The sequence below is a fragment of the Mesorhizobium sp. WSM4841 genome (assembly GCF_055811515.1).
The window spans coordinates 179,087-203,133 of the sequence record NZ_JBVVQC010000006.1 but is presented as its reverse complement, the minus strand read 5'-3'; the positions used below and the strand labels follow the sequence as shown (position 1 = coordinate 203,133).

At 57.3% G+C, this 24,047-nt stretch carries 20 protein-coding genes; 9 read left to right on the top strand and 11 right to left on the bottom strand.

The annotated features are described in order from the left end of the window. Window positions 1-211 precede the first annotated feature (211 nt). The 3 genes from AC0L14_RS09895 to AC0L14_RS09885 form a co-directional block, all read right to left on the bottom strand. Window positions 212-2,296, bottom strand: coding sequence for an oxidoreductase (locus AC0L14_RS09895; protein ID WP_473749322.1), 2,085 nt, complete (start codon window positions 2,294-2,296; stop codon window positions 212-214). 173 nt (window positions 2,297-2,469) lie between these two features. Next, the gene (locus AC0L14_RS09890; RefSeq protein WP_473489087.1) at window positions 2,470-3,222 is read right to left on the bottom strand and encodes an FkbM family methyltransferase; all 753 of its coding nucleotides are present in this window, start codon (window positions 3,220-3,222) and stop codon (window positions 2,470-2,472) included. A gap of 373 nt (window positions 3,223-3,595) precedes the next feature. Then, the gene (locus tag AC0L14_RS09885; protein WP_473749378.1) at window positions 3,596-3,988 is read right to left on the bottom strand and encodes a PIG-L family deacetylase; all 393 of its coding nucleotides are present in this window, start codon (window positions 3,986-3,988) and stop codon (window positions 3,596-3,598) included. Between the two features lie 134 nt (window positions 3,989-4,122). Here AC0L14_RS09885 and rfbF point away from each other — a divergent pair, with 134 nt between their 5' ends. From rfbF to AC0L14_RS09860, 5 genes are all read left to right on the top strand, one after another. After that, entirely contained in the window at window positions 4,123-4,962 is an 840-nt protein-coding gene (rfbF, locus tag AC0L14_RS09880; RefSeq protein ID WP_077381112.1) for a glucose-1-phosphate cytidylyltransferase, read from the top strand. Next, window positions 4,898-5,941, top strand: coding sequence for an NAD-dependent epimerase/dehydratase family protein (locus AC0L14_RS09875; RefSeq protein ID WP_123149260.1), 1,044 nt, complete (start codon window positions 4,898-4,900; stop codon window positions 5,939-5,941). Before rfbF ends, AC0L14_RS09875 begins: the two co-directional genes overlap by 65 nt. 19 nt (window positions 5,942-5,960) lie before the next feature. Then, the gene (locus AC0L14_RS09870; protein ID WP_473489089.1) at window positions 5,961-7,214 is read left to right on the top strand and encodes a class I SAM-dependent methyltransferase; all 1,254 of its coding nucleotides are present in this window, start codon (window positions 5,961-5,963) and stop codon (window positions 7,212-7,214) included. Continuing rightward, on the top strand, window positions 7,211-8,428 hold the full coding sequence (locus AC0L14_RS09865) for a class I SAM-dependent methyltransferase (protein WP_473749321.1): 1,218 nt from the start codon (window positions 7,211-7,213) through the stop codon (window positions 8,426-8,428). Before AC0L14_RS09870 ends, AC0L14_RS09865 begins: the two co-directional genes overlap by 4 nt. A gap of 145 nt (window positions 8,429-8,573) precedes the next feature. After that, window positions 8,574-9,746: an acyltransferase family protein gene (locus AC0L14_RS09860; protein ID WP_473749320.1), complete on the top strand. Its 1,173-nt coding sequence runs from the start codon at window positions 8,574-8,576 to the stop codon at window positions 9,744-9,746. Here the strand turns inward: AC0L14_RS09860 and AC0L14_RS09855 are convergent. The 4 genes from AC0L14_RS09855 to AC0L14_RS09840 form a co-directional block, all read right to left on the bottom strand. Continuing rightward, window positions 9,733-10,788, bottom strand: a complete 1,056-nt coding sequence (locus tag AC0L14_RS09855) for a DUF707 domain-containing protein (protein ID WP_473749319.1) — start codon at window positions 10,786-10,788, stop codon at window positions 9,733-9,735. The genes AC0L14_RS09860 and AC0L14_RS09855 overlap by 14 nt on opposite strands. Before the next feature lie 40 nt (window positions 10,789-10,828). After that, window positions 10,829-11,788, bottom strand: coding sequence for a glycosyltransferase family 2 protein (locus tag AC0L14_RS09850; protein ID WP_473749318.1), 960 nt, complete (start codon window positions 11,786-11,788; stop codon window positions 10,829-10,831). Between the two features lie 30 nt (window positions 11,789-11,818). Continuing rightward, on the bottom strand, window positions 11,819-12,802 hold the full coding sequence (locus AC0L14_RS09845; protein ID WP_473749316.1) for a class I SAM-dependent methyltransferase: 984 nt from the start codon (window positions 12,800-12,802) through the stop codon (window positions 11,819-11,821). Window positions 12,803-13,035: 233 nt separating this feature from the next. Then, complete coding sequence (locus AC0L14_RS09840) at window positions 13,036-14,319, bottom strand: glycosyltransferase (RefSeq protein WP_473528778.1); 1,284 nt, start codon at window positions 14,317-14,319, stop codon at window positions 13,036-13,038. 342 nt (window positions 14,320-14,661) lie between these two features. Here AC0L14_RS09840 and AC0L14_RS09835 point away from each other — a divergent pair, with 342 nt between their 5' ends. The 3 genes from AC0L14_RS09835 (at window position 14,662) to AC0L14_RS09825 (ending at window position 17,893) form a co-directional block, all read left to right on the top strand. Further along, the gene (locus AC0L14_RS09835; protein WP_473749315.1) at window positions 14,662-15,528 is read left to right on the top strand and encodes a glycosyltransferase family 2 protein; all 867 of its coding nucleotides are present in this window, start codon (window positions 14,662-14,664) and stop codon (window positions 15,526-15,528) included. Window positions 15,529-15,656: 128 nt separating this feature from the next. Then, complete coding sequence (locus tag AC0L14_RS09830) at window positions 15,657-16,979, top strand: polysaccharide biosynthesis/export family protein (RefSeq protein WP_473749376.1); 1,323 nt, start codon at window positions 15,657-15,659, stop codon at window positions 16,977-16,979. Between the two features lie 140 nt (window positions 16,980-17,119). Then, window positions 17,120-17,893 carry a TylF/MycF/NovP-related O-methyltransferase gene (locus AC0L14_RS09825; RefSeq protein WP_473489096.1) on the top strand — a complete coding sequence of 258 codons (774 nt, stop codon included), beginning with the start codon at window positions 17,120-17,122 and terminating at the stop codon, window positions 17,891-17,893. 12 nt (window positions 17,894-17,905) lie between these two features. Here AC0L14_RS09825 and AC0L14_RS09820 read toward each other — a convergent pair whose 3' ends face one another. Further along, a complete protein-coding gene (locus AC0L14_RS09820; protein WP_473749313.1) occupies window positions 17,906-19,381 on the bottom strand; it encodes a hypothetical protein in 1,476 nt (491 codons plus the stop codon). Window positions 19,382-19,531: 150 nt separating this feature from the next. Here AC0L14_RS09820 and AC0L14_RS09815 point away from each other — a divergent pair, with 150 nt between their 5' ends. Further along, complete coding sequence (locus AC0L14_RS09815) at window positions 19,532-19,774, top strand: hypothetical protein (RefSeq protein ID WP_473489098.1); 243 nt, start codon at window positions 19,532-19,534, stop codon at window positions 19,772-19,774. A 72-nt stretch (window positions 19,775-19,846) separates the two neighbouring features. Here the strand turns inward: AC0L14_RS09815 and AC0L14_RS09810 are convergent, their stop codons facing one another. From AC0L14_RS09810 to AC0L14_RS09800, 3 genes are all read right to left on the bottom strand, one after another. Further along, window positions 19,847-20,713 carry a sugar transferase gene (locus AC0L14_RS09810; RefSeq protein WP_473528716.1) on the bottom strand — a complete coding sequence of 289 codons (867 nt, stop codon included), beginning with the start codon at window positions 20,711-20,713 and terminating at the stop codon, window positions 19,847-19,849. Window positions 20,714-21,011: 298 nt separating this feature from the next. Continuing rightward, window positions 21,012-22,895: a GNVR domain-containing protein gene (locus tag AC0L14_RS09805; protein WP_473489100.1), complete on the bottom strand. Its 1,884-nt coding sequence runs from the start codon at window positions 22,893-22,895 to the stop codon at window positions 21,012-21,014. Between the two features lie 118 nt (window positions 22,896-23,013). Beyond that, window positions 23,014-23,784, bottom strand: coding sequence for a response regulator transcription factor (locus AC0L14_RS09800; RefSeq protein ID WP_473489101.1), 771 nt, complete (start codon window positions 23,782-23,784; stop codon window positions 23,014-23,016). Window positions 23,785-24,047: the final 263 nt, after the last annotated feature.

The window sequence follows — 24,047 nt, the reverse complement described above, 5'->3', positions numbered from 1 at the left end:
CCATTGCGTTGTGGTTGAGAAGAATGACCCGAAAGCGCTTGCAGCCCAAATCATCGGCCTTCTTGGAGATCCAGGCAGGCGGCAAAACTGGGACGGCAGGGAGCCGCGCTGGTCGCCGATCTCTATTCGGGGGAAAAAAGCCCAGTCGACCCGGGACCTGTACGATAAGGCCCAACCGTTCACGGCTTGGAAAGGGAAACCGCTCTTTCGCTCAGCGCCGGGCCTTGAACGACGTGAACACCGAGCCCGTGTCATCTCCCCACTCCCAGTTGACGGCGAGTCCGACCCGCAAAATTTGAAGGGCGGCATCATCGGGATAGATGTCGGTGAGGCTTCGCTGCATCACCAGTTCGTCGTCGATCAAGATTGCAAACCGATTTCCGTCGAATGCAACGCGCATGCGAAAACGTTTTCCCCAAACGACCTTGTCCGCCACATTGGTCCAAACCGCGTCATAAAGTTCCTCAAAGCCGAGCCGCTTGATGAACACCGAAATCGAAGCACCCTGGTAGACGTCGTCGAGCCAAGTCGTGACACAAACGTAGTTGTCGCTGTCTTGCCAGAAAAGCAGTCCTGCCCGGCCGCGCTGATCTTGTCCTCGGCGCTCCCCAGGAGGCTCGATTGTGACCTCGAGATCGGCGAATCCCGGTAGGTCCCATGGCAGTGAATAGAATGTTCGACCCGGGTTCGGTCTGTCTACGCTCGCGCGCACACGGGCGCTGCCCAGCCCGTCGACGTCGATGACCCCGGTGCCCAGTGTTCTGGCCCATTGCCCGCCGCCCAGCTCCGACGTGCGGCGATCTAGTTCGCCGGCAGTACCGGTAAAGCCGTCGGCGTAGGACAGGCTTGCTCCGAGTTGCTTCCAAGGTGCCCCCAGAGGCGCCATTAATGGGATGGGAACTTCGCAAGGATGAGCCTCGAAACTATGCCAGCGCGGCTCGCTGTCGAAGCTTTTCCATATACCTACTCCGGTAGCGTTCTCGACTGAATCGGCCTCGACAGACGCTTCGAAAAGGCGAAACCCGTCCAGAAAGCAGCTCACCTGACCGTTCCAGTCAAGAATCTGGACCGAATGGGTAGTACACTCGCGCAAAGCGTGTTCCGTACCGGTCACGATCGCAATCTCTTTGCCCGATTGCTTGCGCACCAAGGTCCATCCGAGCGTCGACAGTTTCAGCACCCAAAAATTGTCCTTGTCCCGAAACCGAAAGACGAGACCACACACATCCGAGACGGCGCCAATTTCCAGCAGTCCGTGGATCAATCCTGAAGGGCGACCAGGATCGACGACGGATAGGTTACCGCCAGCGTCCTGCGAAAAATGCCACCGCCCCCCGATCGCAGCGATTTGCCCCGGCCAGCCTTCAACGAGTGCATCGGCAGCGTGGGCGGTGCCAAACAGCGTCGAAAATTCAGGTATCCGCCCGACTTGAACCGCTTGGACGCGTGTGTCGACCCGAAACCCGATCTGGCCAAGTGCCGACTGATGAACACCCGCAAACAGCTTTTCGTCCTTGTTGAAAGGATCGATCGCGATCGGACGCATCATCGGAAAAGCGGCAAGACCGTGAGCTTTTTGGTCGGCTGCCGCATAATAGATAGCGCCCTGCTCTCGCAACGCCACGACGTAATAGACATGAACGTTCTTTAGGCGCCGAAACGCACTAAGGCATTGCTTTCCTACACGAGCCCACAACTCGCCGTTTTCGCCTTCGGCGGCATGCACGACAAAGCCGCAGCCCTCTTCCACGGGATTAATCGGCGCCTCACTGGGGAACCAACCGACAGCCAGGTTCTCGTCGATGTTCGATCCCCGGTAGGTCCTGGAGGTGCTAAGCGTCCACCACCAAAAACGGCGAAGGGTGAGCCTCTTTCGTGGCGCACGCATCAGGGAAACCAGACGGCCGGGCCATGGGTCAATGCCGGGTCCTCGCAGCCAACGGTAGACTCGCCTGGCGAGGTCTTCAGGCAATGGCGATCCCTGCGATGTGTTGTGGCCGTTGGTGATCGAGACCAATAGGACCAGACCAGCCTCTCGCTGAAAGGGACCATAGGAGATCCCTTGCCGGCCCCAGCCTGGCCTGACGAGCGGCTGGAAACGAAGTGCGCCGTGATCGATCGCGATCTGATGTTCGATGTCGCGTCCTCGCCTGACACCTCCCTTAACTGCCAAGGTGCCAATTACCGCACCGCGGGCGCGTTCGTCTTGAAAATTGTCTGCGACAAGAACCTCCGGCCGGGCAACGCCGGACCCAGCCTCTTCAGCAGTTTCTGCCCAGTCATGACGGTGCAACAACTAGACCCTCCTCACGTCGTCATGGACTGCGCGAGAATCGTACGAGGTTCTTCAAGGCATCGATGACGTGTCGCAGCCCCGGGCAGAAGTCGCGCACCGTCTCGCTTTTCCCGTTTGATCACGCTTGCTGTCCTTGCATGAGATTCCCTTCGATAGCGCCGCAAATATAGTTCTTAGGCGCCCACCGGCTGCGCCAGGACGTGTTCGACCCGCCATCCTCCATTGCCATAGGAGGCTGGCAGCGGTTTCAATGCGTAGCCTGCAGCAGTCAGGAGTTCCGCGATCTTTCGGGCCTTGCGGTCGAGCCCCTCGCGTGATGCATCGTCGACCTCATAAATCACCTTCGGACGGTGCCTCCGCAGCGTTTCCGTCATACCGCCCAGGACGTCGATTTCGGCGCCTTCCACGTCGATCTTGACCAGCGAGGGCGGCCTGAGGCCTCGGTGGGCGATGGCATCGTCGATAGTGACTATGCTGACTTCCAGGCGGCCATTCATGTCCGGCGGTGCTCCCGCCGAGGCAAGTGTGGCGCCGCCGATGTGATGGGCGAGCAGAAGCTGGCCACGACCGGTTGTCGCGCCCGCGGCTTCGGCGAACACCCGTATCGTGTCGAACCCACTGAGCCGCGCACTTTCTGCGACAGCGGCGGCGTTGCGGGGGACAGGTTCGAACGCATAGACCTGGCCGCGCGGCCCGACGCGGCGCGCGGCGATGAGACAGAAGAAACCGATATTCGCGCCGATGTCGAAAAAGGCGTCGCCGGGCGCCAGGTTTGCCGCGATCGCCTGTTGGATGGGCGGCTCGTACGTGCCGCGAACAAAGTTCGGGTCGGCGCTCTGCGCCACGAGCTTGAGACCGGCAGCCTCTCCCTTGGCTATGACGCGTGCGTCGCAGAACACGCCGAGGAACTTTGCCGTCAATCTCACGCGCTCTTCCCCAATCTGCGACGCCTCGGGACGCGGGCCAGCCGTGCCGCTCGCCGCGAAGGTGACAGATTGTGCACCCGGGATCGAGCCCGACAACGGTTGGCCGCCTCCTACTTCCTCCGGCTGATCGCTACTCCGATTGTCTCATTCTGGGTATCTGCCGGCCTTTCGGTCCAATGGAACGGTGGGATCGTTGCGCCAGACATGGATATCCTTGGGAGCATCCCATCCAATTGAAACGAACTCGCGATCGCCGTCGCCGTCGAGGTCGACCGCGCGGGCGCCGAGATGGTTCTCCAAACCTTCGCCGACCAGTTGCTCGACGAACCGCCCGTCCAGATTGCCATGATGAGGTCCGGCCGGCCATCGTCATTCATATCGGCCACCGAAAGACTGTTGAGGGAGCCACGCGAGGTGATTTCCTGCTGCTCCCAGTTTGACCTGAAGTCGCCGGGATTGCGCACCAACAGGCCTTTGCGTGGTCGGCCTGCCCCTTTTCCCCACTCCGATCGGCAGATCCGCCCAACCGGCAAACCGCCTCGATCGCTTCGTCCTCACCGGTGATCCGCTGGGCCTCCATATCAAGCCGATTTGAATGGGATGCCGAACCATCGGTAACGAAAATAAACCGGATATCGGCGCCCGAGCTGAACTTCTTGCTGGCGACCCCTCCACATCCCAACGTCTCATCATCGGGATGGGGTGCAATGATGACAGCCGTCGCCTGCCAGTCTGCTACGTCGAATGGATGAGACCGCTTACGCATCGCTGTATCGAGCATAGCGCCAATCGTATGCCTGACGTCATGCATCGATGGTTCCGATCATCCCTTCTTCGGTGTGGTTCAACCCGACCTGCGCATGGTAGCAAAACACTGTAGGCGATTGGGGTGAGAAAACAATGAAGGTAGGAATTCTGGCTGGCGGATTGGGAACACGGCTGGCGGAAGAAACCGAAATCCGGCCGAAACCAATGGTCGAGATCGGAGCAAAGCCGATCCTCTGGCATATTATGATGCATTACTATGCATACGGCCACCGCGAGTTCGCTGTCGCGTTGGGATACAAGGGCGAATACATCAAACGCTGGTTCAGTGACTATGTAGCATTCGATGGCAGCTTGACTGTCAATGCCGCATCGGGAAGCGTCAAGCGCCACTCGAACTCGCTGCCTGATTGGTCCGTCGATCTTGTGGAGACGGGGCTGAATACGCTGACGGGCGGCCGCATAAAACGCCTGATCGACTGGATGGGCGACGAGACATTCATGCTCACCTGGGGCGATGGCGTTTCGGATGTCAACCTTGATAAACTGATCGCCTTCCACAAATCGCATGGCAAGCTTGCAACGATGACGGCGGTGCGTCCGCCGGCACGCTACGGGCACATCGAATTCGATGGCCATCGCGTTGTCGACTTCACAGAAAAACCACAGGCCTCAGAGGGTTGGATCAATGGCGCCTTCTTCGTGCTCGAGCCGGGCATAAAGGACTATATCGATGGCGACGACGTCATGTTCGAACACGCGCCAATGCAACGGCTCGCAACCGACGGCCAACTGATGGCATATCGCCACGAATCCTTCTGGCAATGCATGGACACCATCCGCGAAAAGCATCTCCTTCAGAAATTGTGGGACAGCGGGCAGGCGCCCTGGAAAACATGGGAATTGATCGATGAAAGTTCTGGTTACAGGCCACCTCGGCTACATCGGTTCCGTCCTGACTCCGATGCTGCTTGAACGCGGCCATCACGTCACGGGACTAGACAGCGACATCTTCCGGTCATGCACTTTCGTAGGGACGTTGGCCGAAGTGCCGACGATCGAGAAAGACATCCGTGACATCGAAATCGACGACGTCGCCGGCTTCGACGCGATCATCCATCTCGCAGGACTTTCAAACGATCCGTTGGGGGACTACCGACCCCTCCTTACCGAAGAGATCAACTGCGGCGCTTCGGTCAGGCTTGCGCAGCTCGCCAAGGCCGCCGGTGTCCAGCGGTTCCTATATGCCTCCTCTTGCAGCAATTATGGCGCGGCCGGCGACAGCTTTCTAACTGAAGATGCTCCCTTCAACCCGGTGACGCCTTACGGCGCCTCAAAGGCAAATGTGGAGCGAGCGGTCGCGCCGATGGCGGATCAATCGTTCAGCCCGACATTCCTGCGTGCTTCCACTGCCTACGGCCTGTCGCCTCGCATCCGCTTCGATCTCGTCGTCAACAACCTGACCGCCTGGGCCTACACGACCGGCCTGGTCTATCTCAAGAGCGACGGCTCGCCATGGCGTCCAATCGTCCATGTTGAGGACATTTCGCTGGCCTATATTGCCGTACTCGAAGCCGAGCGAGAGCTGGTCCACAACGAGGCATTCAATGTCGGCTTGACCACGGAAAACTATCAGATTCGGGAGATCGCGGAGTTGGTGCAAACGATCGTTCCCGACAGCCGCGTGAAGTTCGCGCCCGACGCCGGGCCAGACAAGCGGTGCTATCGCGTCGACTGCACCTATATTGGTCGCCGCCTGCACGGTTTTAAGCCGCAATGGACGGCGCGGCGCGGTATCGAACAGCTCTATTACACATTTCGCGCAGCAGGCCTTGCACTTGGGGATTTCGAGGGCGAGCGATTCAAGCGCATCGCCCATGTGCAGAAGCTGATCCAAGATGGCGAACTGGATACCGATCTGCGCCGCATGCCGCAGTTTGCGGTAGCGGTTTGAGCAAACACAGCCGGGAGCCATGGCCATGATGATTGCTGGTGCAGCATCTGTAACCGAGCAGGTTTGCCGCTCCTGCGGCGGGAGTCATATCGACACGTTCCTGAAGCTCGGCACGACGCCACTTGCCGATCGGCTTCCCGTGAGCGTCGACGATGACCAGGAAGAGCCGGCCTTCCCACTCAACGTCGCCTTCTGTTGTGATTGCAGTTTGGTACAGATCACGGAGACGGTTAACCCGAGAATTCTGTTTGCCGATGCTTACCCCTATTACTCCTCGTTCTCGCAAGCGCTGCTGAGGCACTCCCGAGACAATGCGCGTGACTTGATCGAGCGTCGTAACTTGGATGCCAACAGCTTTGTGATCGAGTTGGCGAGTAACGACGGCTATCTCCTGAAGAACTATGTCGAGGCGGGCATACCAGTACTCGGCATCGACCCCGCCGAAGGACCTGCCGCCGCTGCGGAGAAAATAGGCGTGCCGACACGCCTGGCCTTTTTTTCCCGTGAACTGGCGGAGAAGCTTCGCCAACAGAAGATGCGGGCCGACGTCATTCACGCAAACAACGTTCTCGCCCACGTGGCCGACACCAATGGTTTTGTTGCAGGCATTGCGCGGTTGCTCAAGGACGACGGCGTTGCGGTGATCGAGGCGCCATATGTCGAACCAATGATCGACCATTGCGAATTCGACACGATCTACCACGAGCACCTCTGCTATTTTTCAGTGACGGCATTGGACAAGCTGTTTCGACGGCATGGCCTTTATCTCAACGAGGTAAAACACTTGTCGATTCATGGCGGCTCACTTCGCCTGTATGTCGAAATGCGGGAACATGTCGGAGCGAGCGTCACCAACCAGATCGCTCATGAAAGAGCACGAGGGATTGACGCCATTGATTACTATCTCGATTTTTCCGCGACGGTCGACAAATTGAAAGTCGAGCTCTCCACATTGCTACACCGGCTGAAAGCCAGCGGCGCCTCAATTGCTGCCTATGGAGCAGCAGCCAAAGGCGCTACCTTGATCAATACGGTCGGCATCGGACGCGACCTCGTCGACTTCGTCGTAGACCGCAACACCCACAAGCAGGGCAAGCACATGCCCGGTCAGAAAATTCCGATCCGTTCTACGGAAGCTCTGTTGGAGGCGCAACCTGACTATGTTCTGGTGCTTGCCTGGAACTTCCTCGATGAAATCATGGAACAACAGGCTGAATATCGAGCCAGGGGCGGAAAATTCATCGTCCCCGTGCCGACCCCGCGGATCGTGTGACCGTGCAAGTCCAAAGCGCTGCCTGCGAGGCGCATGAACCGGTGACGAATTCGATGCGTCTTCGCGGCGATTGTCCGGTCTGTCGGTGCAAGGATCTGCTGCATTCGGTATCATTGGACGCCATCCCATTTTCGTGCAATTCTCTGCACCCTGACGCAGAGTCGGCCGCTGCTGCGCCGACCGGCCAATTCGTCCTCGCGTTTTGCCGCAATTGTGAACATTTCTTCAACGCGGCGTTCGAAGATGGTCGGATCGGCTATACGCAGAATTACGAGAACTCCCTGCATTTCTCGCCGCGCTTCGTGGCCTTTGTCGAGGATCTCGCGGGTCGCCTGTCCACAGCCTACGCGATTGACGGAAAATTGGTCGTCGATATCGGTTGCGGCAAGGGTGATTTCCTCAAACGGCTTTGCTCAACCAGCGGCGCCAGAGGCATTGGTTTCGACAGGAGCTTCGAAGACAATCGGGGCGACGACGTCGCCGGCGTCGAGTTCATCAATGACTGGTTCAGCGATGCCTATCCGGACGTCAAGCCTGACTTCGTCTCCTGCCGTCACGTCCTGGAGCACATAGCCAGCCCGATCGCCTTCCTGCATGGGCTTCGCTCCCATCCAGGCGTTGAGCCGAGCACCGTATTTTACATCGAAGTGCCTAATGCCCTCTATACATTGCGCGACATGGGGATCTGGGATCTGATCTACGAGCATGTATCCTACTTCACGCCGCACTCACTGCGGGTGGCGATGGAGACAGCAGGATTCGAGGTGCTTAACCAGGGCGCGTCGTTCGGTGACCAGTACCTCTTCATCGAAGCAAAGCCTAGCGAACCCCGGATGATGGCCCCGTATTCAAAATCTGACAAGATCGATGCGCTCGTCCACCGATTCGACCGAACCTATCGCGACAAGGTCGCCTGGTGGCGCAGCTACCTTGCAACACGAGACCCGGAGCAGACCGTTGTCTGGGGTGCGGGATCAAAGGGCATTACATTCGTCAACATCGTTCCTGAAGGGGCGCGGATTGGGGCGCTGGTCGACGTCAACCCGCACAAGCAGGGGCGCTTTGCTCCTGGCACCGGGACACCGGTGGTTGCTCCCGAGAGCCTGCGCGGCAAGCCCCTGCAGTCTATCGTCGTGATGAATCCGCTCTATCGAGACGAAGTTGCCCAGGCCGCCTGCAAGCTCGGTCTCTCAGCGGAGATCATTGTGGCATAATTCGGCGATCTGCGGCTTGCGCTTTGCGTCTGTGATCCCACCGATGTCGATCCGGTCGAGGTTGACTGGAGCGCCCGCCTTGTAGGCAGCGACGAGAGGAAAATGCGGAGCCCAAGCCCACGTTGAAGTCGGGAATCCTTCCGGTATGGTTTTCAATGTTCAGGTCATGCGGGCGATCGCCGCGACTTTGGTGGTCTGGGTTCATACCCAGGAACTGATCGTGACCGACGTCCTTCCGCATTGGCTCAGGAGTTTTGGATACGGAGGTGTGGACCTATTTTTCGTCATAAGTGGATTCATCATGGTCCGCACGACACAAAATAAAAATATACGGCCCATTCAATTCTACAGGAAGCGTATCCTTAGGGTGGCCCCTCTGTACGCGTTTTTCACAATTCTTATAGTGATTTTGAGCGCGACCATGCCTGATGTTTTAAACAGCACTCAAATAGAAGTTTCTCAAATCGCAAAATCTCTAGTTTTTATTCCGTTTGAGAAAACGCCAGATAGCCTTTACCCAATTTACTACCTTGGTTGGACTTTGAACTACGAAATGTTTTTTTACAGCATTTTTGCAGTCGCGTTGTTGTTGCCCAAACGCGCCAGGCTCATGGCGATCACCGCTGTTATCGTCTCTCTTGCCGGTATCGGAAACAGCATTGGAGGTCTTTCCGATTATGGGGTCGCGGCTTTTTTCTATACGCGGCCAATCCTGATGGATTTCGTATTGGGAGTGCTGGCGGCGGGCTACTTCCACGATTCGGCGCGCACCGCCAGAAATCCCATGAGGTGGTGGGTATGCCTCGCCGCCGGGGTCTCTTGGCTCGCTTTTGGAGGGGAAGTCATCGGTTTCGGCGACGTCCCCGTCTCGCCACCGACCGATACCTTCCTGAGGTTCGGCATCGCATCCGGCTTGATTGTGGCGGGAGTAGTCGGGCTGGAGCAATCGGGGACAAGGATCGGCTCTCCACTGATGCAACGTGCGGGTGACGCAAGTTATTCGATATATCTGTCACACTATTTCTTTATCGCGGCGGTCATCACCCTTGCCAATCGGTTGGAGTTGAACGACGCTGCTCGCGCCCTGCTCGCGCCCGCCACCATGGCGGCGGCGGTAGCCGTGGGTTTCGCAACCTATCATCTGCTGGAGCGTCCATTCGCTGGTGACCTCGGCATCTACCAACGCCTCGCCAGGCTGTTTGTGGCACCGCCTCCCATGCAGCCGCGCGCCATTACCGAGGAAACTGTGATGGGGACTACCCGGAAAGTCCAAAGGCCAGATGCCTTAGAGTCAGACTCACAATCTAAGACGACGTGAAACCAGTACCTTGCGATTTTCCGGATGAGCGGGTGGACGGACGCTCGGTAGATCCAGGCGGTGGCATTCGGCGACCCACCTTTTGCGGTTGGCGGCCTGACTTTACCACTCCATCGACGTCGATCCGTTGCAGGTTGACCGGCCTCAGCCAGCAGTGTCGCGTATAGTCGGTTGAGCGGCGCATAAACTGCGCCCATTTAAGTGGCGTCTTGGACAGCGCCCGCCAAAGGGACAGCGAGTTAAGGCCGATCAGAAAGCGAGACCGGATGAGCTGCCCGCGCTGGTCGACCGCTGCATAGGTTACGAACCCGCGAAACGCAGCGCCGAACCTCTTCAGCACGGCATCAACCTGTACGTCGTAACGCTCGTTGGCGGCGAAACCTTGAAGCGACTTTGTTGTCCCGACTGGCCGCGTGTGTCTTACAACGACATCGTCAACTATGGCGTAACGCAACCAAGGCATGTCAGTCAGGCGGGTCCAAAGAAGGTCTATTCCCGTCTCGTAGCCAAGCCCGAATAATTTCAACGCCGTTTGCAGGCACCTGGCGCTGAACACCGGACACATCATCTCGACCGTGTTGGTATATCGCAACAAGTATCGCTTGCCGCTGACAAGTGTCGCTGCGTAGGAGAAATAGCTATCCCAAGACAGCGCTGGCTGAAACAGATCAAGTTTATATTGGCGGCCGATTGCGAACAGGCGATTCAAGTCCAGCTTCGTCACCTCGATGTCATCGTCGATCAATGCAATGAGATCATACCGCGTCACAATTTCAGGGTAGCATTGAAACAAGGCATGATACCCGGCGATCTTGCGCCCCGGCAGAAATACGCTGAAATCGTTCTGTCCATGGGAGACGCCAGGCTCGTAGGCGGCCACGAGAAGATCGAAGTCGGCTTCGCCCGTCCCCTCAGTCCAGCCGGCATGCAAAGAGCTACGCCCTGCCCGGACGATCACCAGATTTCTCTTGCCCGAGCCCTCCGGCAATTTCCGAAAGGCTGACACTGCTGCGGCCGCGGGCGTGACTTGGCGAAGGTTCATGCAAAGCCTCCCGGCGGGCGCCGCACCAGATCACTCGTTTCTAGCCAGGAGATCGGTTTGAGACGGCATGAATGCGTTTCAGCGCTCCCAGCCCAGCGCCGCGGAGCTTGGTACGAAGCTTCGGAGAAACAACGCCCACAAGTTCCAGGCAAAATCTCGCGATGAGCAGCGGATCCAAGATCCATGCAACCAGATGAAACAGTGTCATACGCATCGGTGCTGTGCGCCTGTGCCGATAGGCAATCGCGACGAGGTGTTTTAGCCGCCTCGACAATTCAAACGCATTTGCATTAGAGCCGCCAGGATTTTGCCAAGCCAATCGTTCGGAGCTCGGCAACCGCACCGAGCGCGTCGGATGGTCGCGGCTGTATAGTATCGCGTTGGGCGCGTGAACAAACGTCCCGAGAAGAGCCATCTCGGCCAGAAGCGCACAGTCGGAGCCGTAGTAGGGCTCGTGCAATGTCGTTTTGACTAAGGAATCCCGACGCCAAAGGCCGAACATCGCCGCATCCCATCCGTGCGCAGCAACCATCAACCGGAAGCGGGACGCGGGCGACGATCCTTGCATGTCCGGCAGCACCCTTTCGACATAGGAAGTCAGCTGCCCGGTCTCGTCGATTCCCAGCAGTCGCGGGTAGGCAATGACGTGGCGGGCATTCGCGTCAAGCGCACGCACGCAGTCCATCAGGAAACCGCTGCTCATGAGGTCATCGTGCGCGCACCATTTGAAATATTCGCCCGAGCTCAATTCGAAAGCTCGATTGAAATTGGCCGCGGCCCCTAAATTGCGTGCGTTTCGGACATAGCGGACGCGCTTGTCCCGCCGCGCGTATTCCAGACATATATCGGCTGTTCTATCTGTCGAAGCATTGTCGGTGATGACAAGTTCGAAATCATCGAAGTCCTGCTCAAGGATCGACTGGATCGCCTCGGCAACGAAATTCTCGCCGTTGTAAACCGGCATACCAAGGGACACTTGCGGCGACTTGGAACGTTCCATTTTCCGGATTCTTCTTTGACGAGAGCGCAATCAGACCGCGACGACTTCCGGTCGCAGGTCGAGCGCAATCAAGGATTGCGCCACTTCATTCAGGTATATCGGGTTCATGACGATGACGAGATCAGGCGGAGTGTCCAACAGGTCGCTCGGCGCGATGACCGGGTGACCGGTTCCGGGCGTAAACTTGCCTTGCTTGTAGGGGTTGATATCGACTGCTGCCCAGACTTCGTCTCCAAGCTGCAAGGTCGTCAGGAACGACACTGCCTTGGAGCCGCCGCCCCACAGGACGACCCGCCGGCCGGCGGCGTGCGCGGCGCGAATGCGCTCCTGCCAGGAATTCTGAACGGCTCGCACGCGAGCGGGAAAGGTTTCCGCCAAACGGTGCATCACTTCCAGATCGTGCTCGAGCGGTAATCTCGGTGTCGTCCGGCCTGCCGACGGCCGGGCATACTGAACTATGTACTGGTTGTCATAGACGAGCTCCAGATCGGTAACGTCGAAACCTTCCTGGCGAAACAGGCGTGCGTGCGCGCCAGGACTGAAATAGGAGCAATGCTCGTAGTAAATGTCCCAGAACGCGCTCTCGACGAGCACACGTTTTGCATCGGGCGTTTCGAATACGGCCCAATCCTGGGTCCTTTTGCCGATCATCTTGCGGATCAGCCGCACGAAACTCGAAACCGAGCTTACGTGTTCGAGCGTGTGGCGACAGAGGACCGTATCCGCCTGGAGATGCTGGTAGTCTGGTCCGAAAAAATCGACGATGATCTTGACGTCGCCGTACTCGTCATTACGGCCTTTGTCGGCTCGATAAGCTGGATCGATGCCGAGCCCGGTGGCGCCACCCGATATGCAAAGTTCGCGGAGAAATTCACCCTTGCCGCAGCCGATCTCCAACACGTGCTTGCCGGCTATCGCACATTTTTGTGCAATCTCGCGTGCAAGTCCCTTCGCGAAATTGTTGAAGGTGCCGGAAAAATGCTGGGATTCCTCAAAATTGGTCGAATAGCCCATGACCGTTTCGTCAAAGGCCTTGTTGAATATGAACCCGCATGCTTCGCAGAATGCGAGGTCAAGGTCGCGGCGGGGAAAGGCGTGGGCTGCTTGGGCCGAATTAAGCAGGACGCAGCTATGCACCGGGATGGATTCGACCCGGTAGATTGACCGGCTGACGGGCGCCGAGCAGCACGGACACGCGGCCGGTCGAAGCGCTTTGCTGTTGCTTGCCATGTGAAGGTCAAATGAATTCATTGTAGAATTGGCTCGATAAGTGAACCGGTTATATCGCGCGTCGAGCTCTCGGCTCCGAAGAGTTCATTGTACTCGGTTGCGCGAGCGAGTTGGACAGACTGGGCCAGGCCGAGGGCGTCGAGAATCGCCAGGTCGAATCTTTCCTCGGAGAACCGGGTCGCGTTCATGCGACAGGCGTGCGGCGTAATGGACAGCGCATTTTTCTCGAATAGATCGATGGCCCCAGCTACGGAATCGACGGCCTGACGGTCGAAGAGCACACCTGTCGGATGGGCGCTCTCGCCAAGCGGCCGGACAATGTCACGCGCACCTCCGCGGCCGAAGGCGATCAATGGCGTGCCGCACGCCTGGGCCTCGGCAAGCGTTATCCCGAAATCCTCGCATCCAGCGAACACCATCGCACGAGCATTGGCGATTCTTTCGATGTATTCATGCCGCGGCAGATAACCGGTGAAGACTATGTTGGAGCCGGCAAGCGATCGCAGATGCTTGGATTGTACTTCGTCGCCTACAACAACCAGGCGACGCGACGGCGTTTTGCTGAACGCCTCGATTATCAGATCCGTACGCTTATACGGGGCGTGGAACGCGGCCGTGACGTAGTAGTCATCCTTGTTGACGACGAGTTTAAGATCCTCGATGGCGACGGGCGGATGGACTACCCGCGCGTCGCGGCCGTAAATCCGTTCGATTCGAGAGCGGACATAATTCGAGTTTGCCAGCATCAGGTCAGGACCATGTGCCGTTCGGGTGTCCCAGGTCCGCAGCCTGTGAAGCATGTAACGAAAGGCAAGACCTTTCGGTCCAAATCCCAAGCCGGCTTGCTGCAAATAGGAGAATTGTTCGTCCCACGCATACCGCACCGGACTGTGCACATAGCACAGGTGTAGTTGGTCTGGGCGAGTCAGAACGCCTCGAGAGAATGCGGCCGAAGAGGAAATTACCGCGTCATAACCTGTGACATCAAATTGTTCGATCATAAACGGACAGAGAAAGAAAAGTGACCTGTAGTACTTTTCCACGAACGGAAGTCGATTCATGCCGGAAACGTGGAAAATTACGCCTGGAAAATACTCTTCCTTGATTTCCTTCGGGAGAAAATCAAAGAGGGTGAAGACCTCGGCTCTCGGAAAAGTCTTGCAGATCCGAGCAAGGACCTGCTCCCCTCCCCGAAAGTTGGGGCACCAATCATGCACGACGGCGATGCGGGCGTTGCGGTCTATCGCGGCAAATGGCGTCTTGCTGATGGATCGCAAATGTTTGGCATCACGGCCCACCATGGTGGTTGCTTTCGGCTGTCGCACATGGCGCATGCTTTGCCCCTCACGGAATGTTGGCACCTTTTTCCGGAATTCTTGTTGCCCGGATGCTCAGCGACTGTGTGTCGTCTGTCCCGTCCAAACAAGTTGCCTATCGGGTTAAGCGCCGCACCCTCCCGAGGCCGGATGTACTCCAACGAGGTACGTCTCCTACTTCGATGGGCCTAAGCACGCCTCAACGCTAACCTTATGCGCAGGCTGTATCGGCGCGACCGGCGGATTAGGATCATAGCGCGCTCACTTCGCAAGCAGTGGTCGCGCGCCGTATCTGCATCCATTGCCCGCGAGGAGAGTTGATCGTCGATGAAAGTGGCTGTTATAGTCGCAACGTTTGGTCGCAGGGAACATGTGGCTCGGCTTCTCGCACAGCTTGAGCGACAGACCCTGCTCCCTGACGCGGTGATAGTCTCGGCTCCTGACGCCGATCATACTCCCAACAACATAGTTTGCCGGTTTCCTGTATCGCGTGTATTCGGAAAAACCGGCTTGCCGGCGCAGCGTAACGTCGCACTCGATATCGCAGGCGACTGTTTCGACATAATCACCTTTTTCGACGACGACTTCATTCCTGCAGACGACTATCTCGAAGGCGTATCGCGGGCGTTCAAGCAGCAGCCCGACTGGGCCGTGGTGACTGGAAACGTGCTGAAGGACGGTGCGACGACTGCGGGGCTCACGTGGGACGAGGGTATCCAGGCGCTTCGCGAAGCTGGCACAGCGACTGAAGCGCGCGCCATGGATCGACTCAGCGCCTATGGATGCAACATGTCGATCAGGGCGGCATTCATCGGCGGCCTGCGCTTCGATGAGCGGCTCGTGCTCTATGGGTGGCAGGAAGACGTTGATTTCACCAGCCAATTGAGAGCCAGAGGGCGGGTCGTCTTTTTGCAGTCGATCCGCGGGGTTCATCTCGGCATCAAGAGCGGTCGCGTAAACGGCGTTCGTTTCGGCTATTCTCAGGTGGCGAACCCAATCTACCTCGTTCGCAAAGGGACCGTTCCATCGACTGTCGCACTTAGATTGATGAGCAAAAATCTGCTTGCCAATCTCGCGCGCAGCCTCTGGCCGGAATCCTATATCGACCGGAGAGGACGTCTGCGCGGCAATCTCCTGGCTCTTTCACACGTCGCAAGAGGCCGGGTGCAGCCAGAATATATTCTGGAGATCTAACGCAGAGGTAAAAGATGCTCGATGACCCGTCCTTTTCGATCGACAGAGGCACTTGCTCAAATCACCGAGCCCGGTGCTCCGGCAGGCTGTCCAATCGGCGCCAGGCTTGGCGCCTGCTCCACGTCGTGATGTCGGCGGTGATGTCCTTGGCCTGCATGTTGGGTGTTTCGGCCGCAAACGCCAAAGAATATGTGCTCGGCCCGCAGGATAAGCTCCGCATCAAGGTCTACGAATGGCGTGCGTCGCGCGACACGATATTTGGCTGGGAGGCTCTCAACGACGAATACACGGTCGGTCCCAACGGCTCCGTTTCGCTACCGCTGGTCGGTGAAATCAAGGCTGCCGGCCTCACCACCGGCGAGATTGCGGACTCCATCGGCGACAGGCTGATGAAAAGTGTCGGCCTTGCGCGAAAACCGAATACGGCGGTGGAAATCGTCCAGTTCCGACCGTTCTATGTTGTCGGCAAGGTGACGCAGTCGGGAGAATTCGCATACCGGCCCGGACTGACCGTCTTGCAGGCATTGAGCATCGCGGGCGGGTTGCGGACTCGAGAGGACAGGGATGCCAGGTTCGAGCGCGAAGTGATCCAGGGCCAAGGGGATGTGAGCCTGCTTAGACTGAGCGAGGCCAGTCTCCTCGCTCGCAAGGCACGACTCGAGGCGGAACTCTCGCATGCCAGCGACATTAAGTTTCCGGCCCAGTTGACGTCGCGTATTCAGGACGACGTCTTTGCTATGCTCTTGAAGCAGGAGCGTTTGATCTTCCAAGCGCGCAGCGAAGGATTGGACACTCAGATCAAGGCGCTTCAAGGTCTGCGTGAGTTCCTCCAGAAAGAACTCGCCTCGCTGGGAGCGCAACTCGTTTTCCTCGACAAGCAGATCGGCTCCATCCAGAAAGAGTTGACAGCGGTTTCGGCGCTTGTGGTCAAAGGTCTTGCGGCGGCGCCGCGGGAATTTTCTCTAGAACGAGCCCTTGCCCAGGCGCAGAGCGAGAGGTTGTCGGCGGAAACCAGTCTGCTGCGCGGGCGTCAGGAAATCAGTAAGACAGACATATCAATTCTCGAACTCGAGGACGGACGGAAAAAAGAGATAACGATCGACCTGCGTCAAACTCAAGCTGAACTCGATGCTCTCGACAGCAAGACAGAAACAGCAAGGCGGCTATTGTACGACTCCGCGATATCTGCCCCGAATCTTCTTGCCCGGCGAGCCGACGCGGATCTGGCTGCGCCGATCTACACGATTTTCCGACCGTCGGCGGATGGTACGACAGTGCAAATCCAAGCTAACGAGACGAGTGTCGTGGAGCCCGGAGACACGATCAAGATTGAAATACCACTGGCTCCAGATGAAACAGGCGCGCTGGACTTGACATCGACCGAGCGGCATGAGGCGCCAGGAATAGAACTCAAAGCAGAAACCGTCGGCGATACTGTAGGCATTCCGTAGCCTCCCGGCGGGTCTTTGCAAGAAGGATTAGGTAGAAACGCGCGACTGCTTGATGTAGATCAGGTAACTTCCTTTGACAAATACACGCACTATATGGCTCTATCGCCATCGCGTTCTTTGATAGGAAAAGAGACTTCGCTATGCAAGCAACTGAACTACCGAACGTCTTCTTGACCAACACGTTCGATGAATGGATTCAACAGAAGCCATCCAAGTCTCAGGCGGTTCGCTTTGCCAACAAGGTTCTCCGAAAACTTGGAATAAATCTCGTCCTCGCACCACCTGTTCGCACGGGCTGGATGACCAGTGTTGAACAGAGAATGGACATGTATCACTTGGCAGGCGCAGCGCTTTTCTACAACGTACCGGGAGACTTCTGTGAATTGGGATGCCACGAAGGCAAGTCAGCCGTGGTATTCCAACGCATACTTCAGCACTACGATCCAAGCAGGAACCTTCACTTGTATGACAGCTTCGAAGGTCTCCCGAACGCCAGTGCCGAAGACGGCCACGCCAACGCTCACAAGGGCGACATGGCCACTACGAAGGATGCGCTCATGGCAAACTTCAAGCGTTTGAATCTTCGTCAGCCTATTCTTCACCAGGGATGGTTCGAAGATACGCTTCCCACACAGTTGCCGGACAAAATTGCATTTGCGCATCTGGATGGTGACCTATACGACTCGGTCAAGGTCAGCTTGGAGTATGTGTATCCTCGCCTATCAAAGGGTGCTGCATGTCTGATAGACGACTACAGTGATCCTGGATTGTTCGACTCGGTCGATCTCTATCCGGGGGTAAAGAAGGCCTGCGACGAGTTCCTTAGCGATAAACCCGAAAAGGTTGCGCTTTTGTATGGTGGATTCGATAGCACTATGGGTTTCGGAGCTCATGGATACTTCCGAAAGCTCTGAGCCTATATCGCTTTAGGCGCGGCCGGGAACAGTGCCGACCTGCGATTGAATCACCTGTTCGCTGGAATCGCGCCAATGCCGGAGCGTCCTTACAGGAGCCTCAGCAACACTGTCGTCTTCAACAGGCAAGAACCGGCTGACAAGAACGACAGCGAGAGGAATCAAGAACACAATACCCGGGTCGGCGCCGCCGCTTGCCAGGGATCCAGCCACGAGCGCCGATAAGGCGCAAGCGCGGACACTCGACGCGATCGCGTCGATCTCGGGATCGATGCGATAGCGGCCACCCCGCACCCCCCGCACCAGCATTGCCAACAGAACTGTCATCATCGCGGTGCCGAACAGCCCCAACTGGGAAAGCACCGCGATCGGCCAACTCGAGGCCCGCGAGCTTCCCAACCCGACCCCCAGTCCACCTGTATCGAAGAAAGACTGCAGGCTTTTGTAGTTCCAGTAGCTGCGCTCCTGGCCGGAGGCTGATGTGACTTTGTTGATTACCGTGTTGTCGACAAGCTGCAAGACCGGATCGAAGAAATGCGGATAGAACAGACTGGCGGCCATCGCGGAGAGGAGCAAGGGCGGTAGCAACGCGATAAGCAGTGCCTCCCCCGACCTCAGCCGACCTGAAGCGAGCGACTTCACGATGGAAAAGACAACGGGCACGCTTACGATTGCAAGACCAACGTAGGCGGTCGACGATGTCGACAGCAGCAGAAGAACAAACAGGGCCGCTCCTAACGCCAATGCGAATTTGGATCCGGTCTTGCGCCAATAGGTGTAGGTGAACGCCAGCCCTGCCAGCGATGCCCCACCGAACGACGATGCCTCTGAAAACGCCCCCGCGATCCGCCAAAACCCAGCTTCCGTAACTTGCGTCAGCATGGCGTAGTTGGCCGTACGAATCGGGGCGAGGATGTCGCCGGCGCCGGTCACCTTGCCCAACAAATCCAGAATGCCCATCAGCACGTGCAAGCTGAACCAAAGGAAAAAGCCTCGCCTGATGTCGGCCAACGTGCCGCTGCGCTGAAGCAGCAGACAGGCCGCCAGGAACGTCAGCCCTCCCAGAACAAAGTATCCCGCCTGAGAGATATTGGCCGATACCGGCGCCAAGGCCGCTTCGTAGACGCCCTTGCCGGTGCGGGAAGCGACGAAGGCGCTTGTCTGCCCTGCAAAGAGCCTCGGAAATAACAGCGCTCCGATGCAGACATAGATCATCAGCGCGCAGACGATCCATGCGGCACCTATACGAACGAAGACCGCGCCTATTTCTCTCCAGATTCCCCGTCGAGCCAGCGCGGCTACTATCACGAGCATATCAAAGACGGTAAAGATAAGCGGCGATGAACCGCCAAGCGAGGTTATTGTCCCGATTGCCGTCGCACCAAAAGCCAGCGAGGCAATCAGTGCAGTGATCAGCGACCAGCGCATATAAACGACGAGGGCCAGGAGTCCCGTGCAAATCAGTGCCCCAACGAGGGAAACCTGCATTTCACACTCCGACCATCAATGATCCAGACCCTGACGGCGCCGCCGGAACCGCTGAGCTAAATGGTTGGCTTCACAAAAACGAGCGACTCTGATTTCCTTGGGACAGGGTTGGTCTTGCGCGGCGTAAATTGCCCCTGGAAGGAGGTCGCCGTGTTGCTTGCCATTGTCGGCGTTGCGGGCGTTGCCCTGACAATAGGGCTTACGCTGCGCGCGCCGGCGCTGATAGTGGCGACCTTGGTGGTGATCGTCGGCAGCATCGCTGTAGGCAGTTTTCTTCACCTGACTGTTCAAAGCACCATCCGCTCGACGTTTTATCTTGTTGTCGTCACCCAAATTGCCTATCTGGTCGGCCTTGCAATTGCCGTGCTGCGGCACCGCCCAAGACGACAATAGAGTGGGCGGCAATCCCTTGCGGGCGCCAATCGCTTGAGGCCGTTTCTGCCGCACCCCCTGACATAGCCAAGTTCAGGAGGTCTGATCAAACTTCATCATTGCCGGTATCGTCCGCATCAGGATCGAAAGATCGAGGCGTAGAGACCATGTCCGAACGTACCGCGTATCCAGCAATACGCGATGCGAATACTCGATCATGTTTCTCCCGTTTATCTGCCAGAGGCCGGTCAGTCCTGGCCGCGTCTTCAAATATTCATGCGATGCGGCGCCATAGCGTTGCAATTCGTCGGCAACGACAGGACGCGGACCGACGCAACTCATGTCGCCCCGCAAGATGTTGAACAACTGCGGCAGCTCATCCAGGCTCGATTTGCGAAGCATGTTTCCGAAAAACAGGATACGCGGATCGCACTTCAGTTTCTGGTTGGCTGCCCATTCCTGGGCGGCTTGTGGATTGCAGCTCAGATGCCGTTCGAGCACCTCCTCGGCATTCTGTACCATGGTGCGGAACTTGTAGCAGTCGAAGACCTTTCCGTTGAATCCAATACGGCGGTGAACGAACAGCACCGGACCGCCTGTGGTGGCCTTGATCAGAAGCGGGATCAGAACCAGGATCGGACTGGCCAGGATGAGCGCTGTCGAGGCTACCATCAGATCCAGCAGCCTCTTGGCCCAACCGCCGAGAGGCTGTCGCCGGTCGCCCCGCGCGTCGTCTTCAATGCTTGCCGTTTGCATATCCGGCTCAAGCGAGACGGTGCCATGGTCTTGGCTTGCGTTGAGTTGAGGCGACGATGGGTCTGGCGTGTTCGATGTGGCGGGCGCGTCGCTTTCACGCCGAAGAAGCAATGTCGCCGCAGGCCTGGCTCCGACCAGAATGGCCCAGTCTTCAATAGCCAAGTCATCGCAGTGCCGCAGGTTGCTTTCGATCACGTTGGACATTTTCGCTTGCGCTCGATTTCAGCTGTTTTCGTTTGCATTTTGTCAACGACGGATGATCTCCGGCAAGCAGGGAAAAGGTGGTAGATTGGGGATGATTGGCAGCGGGGGCTACCCCTAAGATGCTAGGCTGGGGTACGGACGAATGGCTGCTCCGTCCAATGTGGCACGATATCGGAATCGATCGCCCTGCCAGGGGCGCAGATTCATTTTGACAGGCAGGTGTTCGAATTGACAGGCGGTGTCGAGACTTGCCGCTGGGCTCGCGCTCGACTGACACCGCCGCGAGAAAGACAGTATGTCAGCGCGGTGCTTGGCCTGCGCGCTTCCGGTAACGATGAGCCGAAACAGAACGAACACGTGTCATCAACACGCCAAGGACGGACGAATTGGTGTTTTTGAGTGTCTGCGTCAGGTCTTCCAGTTGATCAAGCGGCGTCACGCCCCACTGCGCCACCACAATCACGCCATCAAGAAGCGGGCAGACAGCAAGCCCTTCGGCACCTGAACTAAACGGTGGGAGCTCAACAATGACGACACTGTAGGCGCCAACGTCGCTCAGTAATTTCTCCATATTATCGGGAACAAGCAAATTCGTCGAACTCGACACATCGTTCTTCAGGTAATAAAACGATGTCTTTTCAATGAACTGGATTTGCGTGCCGATATCTTTGCGGCTCCCGGAATCCCCATCGATCACGTTGAGATCGGAGGACAAGAGAAGTTCGTTGGCCAGTGCCGACCTATGGTCGGCGTTGATCACGAGGGTCGCGGTGCCCGACACCCCACACAGAGCCGCCAGATTGCTTACAACGGTGCTCTTTCCATCACCGGGGGACACGGATGTGATTCCGATGCGACGTCTTGAAGGGGTGGCCCCGGCCAAGCCCATGATCGCCTTGACGCTCCCGAGGCTGCCGCTGAATGAAGAGTCCGGATTCTTGAGCACCTCGTCAAGCCGGCCAAAACCACCCCGCCTGAAACTGACCACCGGCAATTCTCCGATACAGGCCAGGCCCAGTTCGCGGCGGATCTGATGCGGAGTCCTCACGTTCCGATCGAGGCCGCGCCGCGCCACGGCAAATCCGATGCCAGCCACCATTCCGGCAAGTGCGCCAAAGGCGAGGATCAGCGTCTTGCGCGGCTGACTTGCTTTCTTTGGGCTCGTTGCGGATGTAATGACACGAGCATTGGCGATCAGATAAGGCTGCTGGTCGACCGAGTTCGTATACGCCCCGAGCAGGCTTTCATACATCTTGCGATAGGTGTCGGCTGTAACTTCCAACTGCTCTAGCGTTGTCTGGTGTGCTGGCTGTTCTTCGCTGGGCGCGAGACCCTGTCCCTCGATGGGCGTCTCGTCCTGACCTATGCTGTAGTCGTGTTTTGCGCGAAACTCCTGGGCGACCCTGGTCGCCCTGTTCATCTGATCGCCGACCTCCCGCATCCGCCTTTCCAACCATGCGATGCCTTCGCCGGCCGCTTTTGTTGTCGTTTGCACTTGCTCACGCACGAACGCCTCCGCTGTGGCGTTTGCGATGCGTGCCGCCAATGCCGGGTCCAGAGACTGGAACGAAATGTCTATTGCATACGAGACACCGACGCGCTGGACATCCAGGCCATCGCTGAATATTTCGACCGCGCTACGCCGACGCTCGGATTCCAGCTGCGGACTATTGGTTTGGATTCGATCCGGCCCGGGCAGCACTCGTTGGAAGAAATTGGTCAATGCAGCATAGCTGGTATTGAGCCCGCCGGCCTCAACGACACTCATCCAAGCCCTGCGAAACCTCTCGCCGATGTTCGGACCGTGCATATCCCTGAACGTTGGATTGTCCATGAGTCCAAGGTCATCGATCACCATCATCGCGATCTTCTGGGAGCGCAGAACTGCGAGCTGACTCTCGACCTGAGCGGTATCGAGCGACAGATTCACTTCGGCGGGTTGCTGCTGAAGGTTTCTGGGTATCTTTGGTTCGATCAGGATCTGGGTTCGCGCGACATAAATAGGATCCGATGTAGCAAAGTAAAACGTGGCGCAAACGATTCCGGCGACGATGAACGCCAGTATCGAGAAAAGGTACTGCCGAACAAATGAAACAACGTCAGCGAGGCTGATAAAGTCCTGCGCGGCATCCGCCCCGAGCCATGGCTTGTGAGCAATTGCCGCCAACGGCCGGTCTAGCATGGCTTCAATCCATATCTTGCAGCGAAAAGAGCGGCGAACTGCAACGGTCGAGCAGGATCGCCACCGATGGACTCCATTGCGAGCATGCAGCGTGCCGCTGTCATGACGACAAAACCGTTTAGCTCGGTCGGCTCAACACGTGGACGCCAGGAAACATCTCATTGAGCTTGTAGACGACCTCCGTCCTGTTCGTCGCCTTCAGCTTCTTCATGATATTGCGGATATGGACCTTGACCGTGCTCTCTCGGAGGTTGAGCTCGTGAGCGATTATCTTGTTCGCCTTCCCGCGCCTGAGAGCCTGGACGACCTCTTCTTGCCGCTCCGTGAACACACTCGCCATGGGCCTTGTCACATCGACGCCCGTGTCGATTGCCTTGTGCTGGGCAAGCACACTGCTTGCAGGGACAAATGTGCCACCGGCAAGGACAAGATTTACGGCTTCAACACAGATTTCGAAACGGATCGACGACGGGATATAGGCTTTTGCGCCATAATTCAACGCCTTCAGAATCTGCTCTAGATCGTCGGTATCGGCCAAAATCAGCACTGGAACCGGGTGGGCCTCATTCACAAGATCGGCGATTTCGCTGCCGGTCTTTGCGTCTGTCACCTTTCGGCTGCCCACGTTCAGCAGAATAGCCGACGTCGACAGTGTATTCTCTTGATGCCGCCACTCTTCGATCGAACTGAACGACAGGATTTCCTTCCCGATGCCATAGGCGGTCAGGCATTGCGCAAGACATTGTCGGTCAAGCACTCGCTCATCCAGCAGAGCCAGGCAGGATTCGGCTAAGCCGTGTCTATGAAGATGTATTCCATTCCCGGTCGTCCGCGATACGAATTCCAGTGCACCGGGTGATTTGCTATCCATTTGAATTGTCGGAACCATGAACTTACTCCCCAAACTTTTACCCACGTTTCAAGACCAGTACGAGATGGACTTCAGGCAAATACTATTTCCCACGAGCGATGTTCTGTTCGCGTCGCCTTCACTATAACTGTGGGATTTCCCAAGCCCCGCCATGGACCAGCACTATCCCGTCCATAATGTTTATCGCCGAAAAGATGCGCCTTCACTAATTTAGGTTAACAAAACTTAAAAAATTTCTACTCCTTCACTTTTCCTAATTCATTTGGTCTAGGAAGGAGGGT

What these genes read in the sequence shown, in the direction of transcription:
- AC0L14_RS09885 (WP_473749378.1), bottom strand. Translation starts at nt 3,988, where the DNA reads ATGCGTAAGCGGTCTCATCCATTCGACGTAGCAGACTGGCAGGCGACG.
- rfbF (WP_077381112.1), top strand. Translation starts at nt 4,123, where the DNA reads ATGAAGGTAGGAATTCTGGCTGGCGGATTGGGAACACGGCTGGCGGAA.
- AC0L14_RS09875 (WP_123149260.1), top strand. Translation starts at nt 4,898, where the DNA reads ATGAAAGTTCTGGTTACAGGCCACCTCGGCTACATCGGTTCCGTCCTG.
- AC0L14_RS09870 (WP_473489089.1), top strand. Translation starts at nt 5,961, where the DNA reads ATGGCCATGATGATTGCTGGTGCAGCATCTGTAACCGAGCAGGTTTGC.
- AC0L14_RS09860 (WP_473749320.1), top strand. Translation starts at nt 8,574, where the DNA reads ATGGTTTTCAATGTTCAGGTCATGCGGGCGATCGCCGCGACTTTGGTG.
- AC0L14_RS09855 (WP_473749319.1), bottom strand. Translation starts at nt 10,788, where the DNA reads ATGAACCTTCGCCAAGTCACGCCCGCGGCCGCAGCAGTGTCAGCCTTT.
- AC0L14_RS09850 (WP_473749318.1), bottom strand. Translation starts at nt 11,788, where the DNA reads ATGGAACGTTCCAAGTCGCCGCAAGTGTCCCTTGGTATGCCGGTTTAC.
- AC0L14_RS09845 (WP_473749316.1), bottom strand. Translation starts at nt 12,802, where the DNA reads ATGGGCTATTCGACCAATTTTGAGGAATCCCAGCATTTTTCCGGCACC.
- AC0L14_RS09840 (WP_473528778.1), bottom strand. Translation starts at nt 14,319, where the DNA reads ATGGTGGGCCGTGATGCCAAACATTTGCGATCCATCAGCAAGACGCCA.
- AC0L14_RS09835 (WP_473749315.1), top strand. Translation starts at nt 14,662, where the DNA reads ATGAAAGTGGCTGTTATAGTCGCAACGTTTGGTCGCAGGGAACATGTG.
- AC0L14_RS09830 (WP_473749376.1), top strand. Translation starts at nt 15,657, where the DNA reads ATGTCGGCGGTGATGTCCTTGGCCTGCATGTTGGGTGTTTCGGCCGCA.
- AC0L14_RS09825 (WP_473489096.1), top strand. Translation starts at nt 17,120, where the DNA reads ATGCAAGCAACTGAACTACCGAACGTCTTCTTGACCAACACGTTCGAT.
- AC0L14_RS09820 (WP_473749313.1), bottom strand. Translation starts at nt 19,381, where the DNA reads ATGCAGGTTTCCCTCGTTGGGGCACTGATTTGCACGGGACTCCTGGCC.
- AC0L14_RS09810 (WP_473528716.1), bottom strand. Translation starts at nt 20,713, where the DNA reads ATGTCCAACGTGATCGAAAGCAACCTGCGGCACTGCGATGACTTGGCT.
- AC0L14_RS09805 (WP_473489100.1), bottom strand. Translation starts at nt 22,895, where the DNA reads ATGCTAGACCGGCCGTTGGCGGCAATTGCTCACAAGCCATGGCTCGGG.
- AC0L14_RS09800 (WP_473489101.1), bottom strand. Translation starts at nt 23,784, where the DNA reads ATGGTTCCGACAATTCAAATGGATAGCAAATCACCCGGTGCACTGGAA.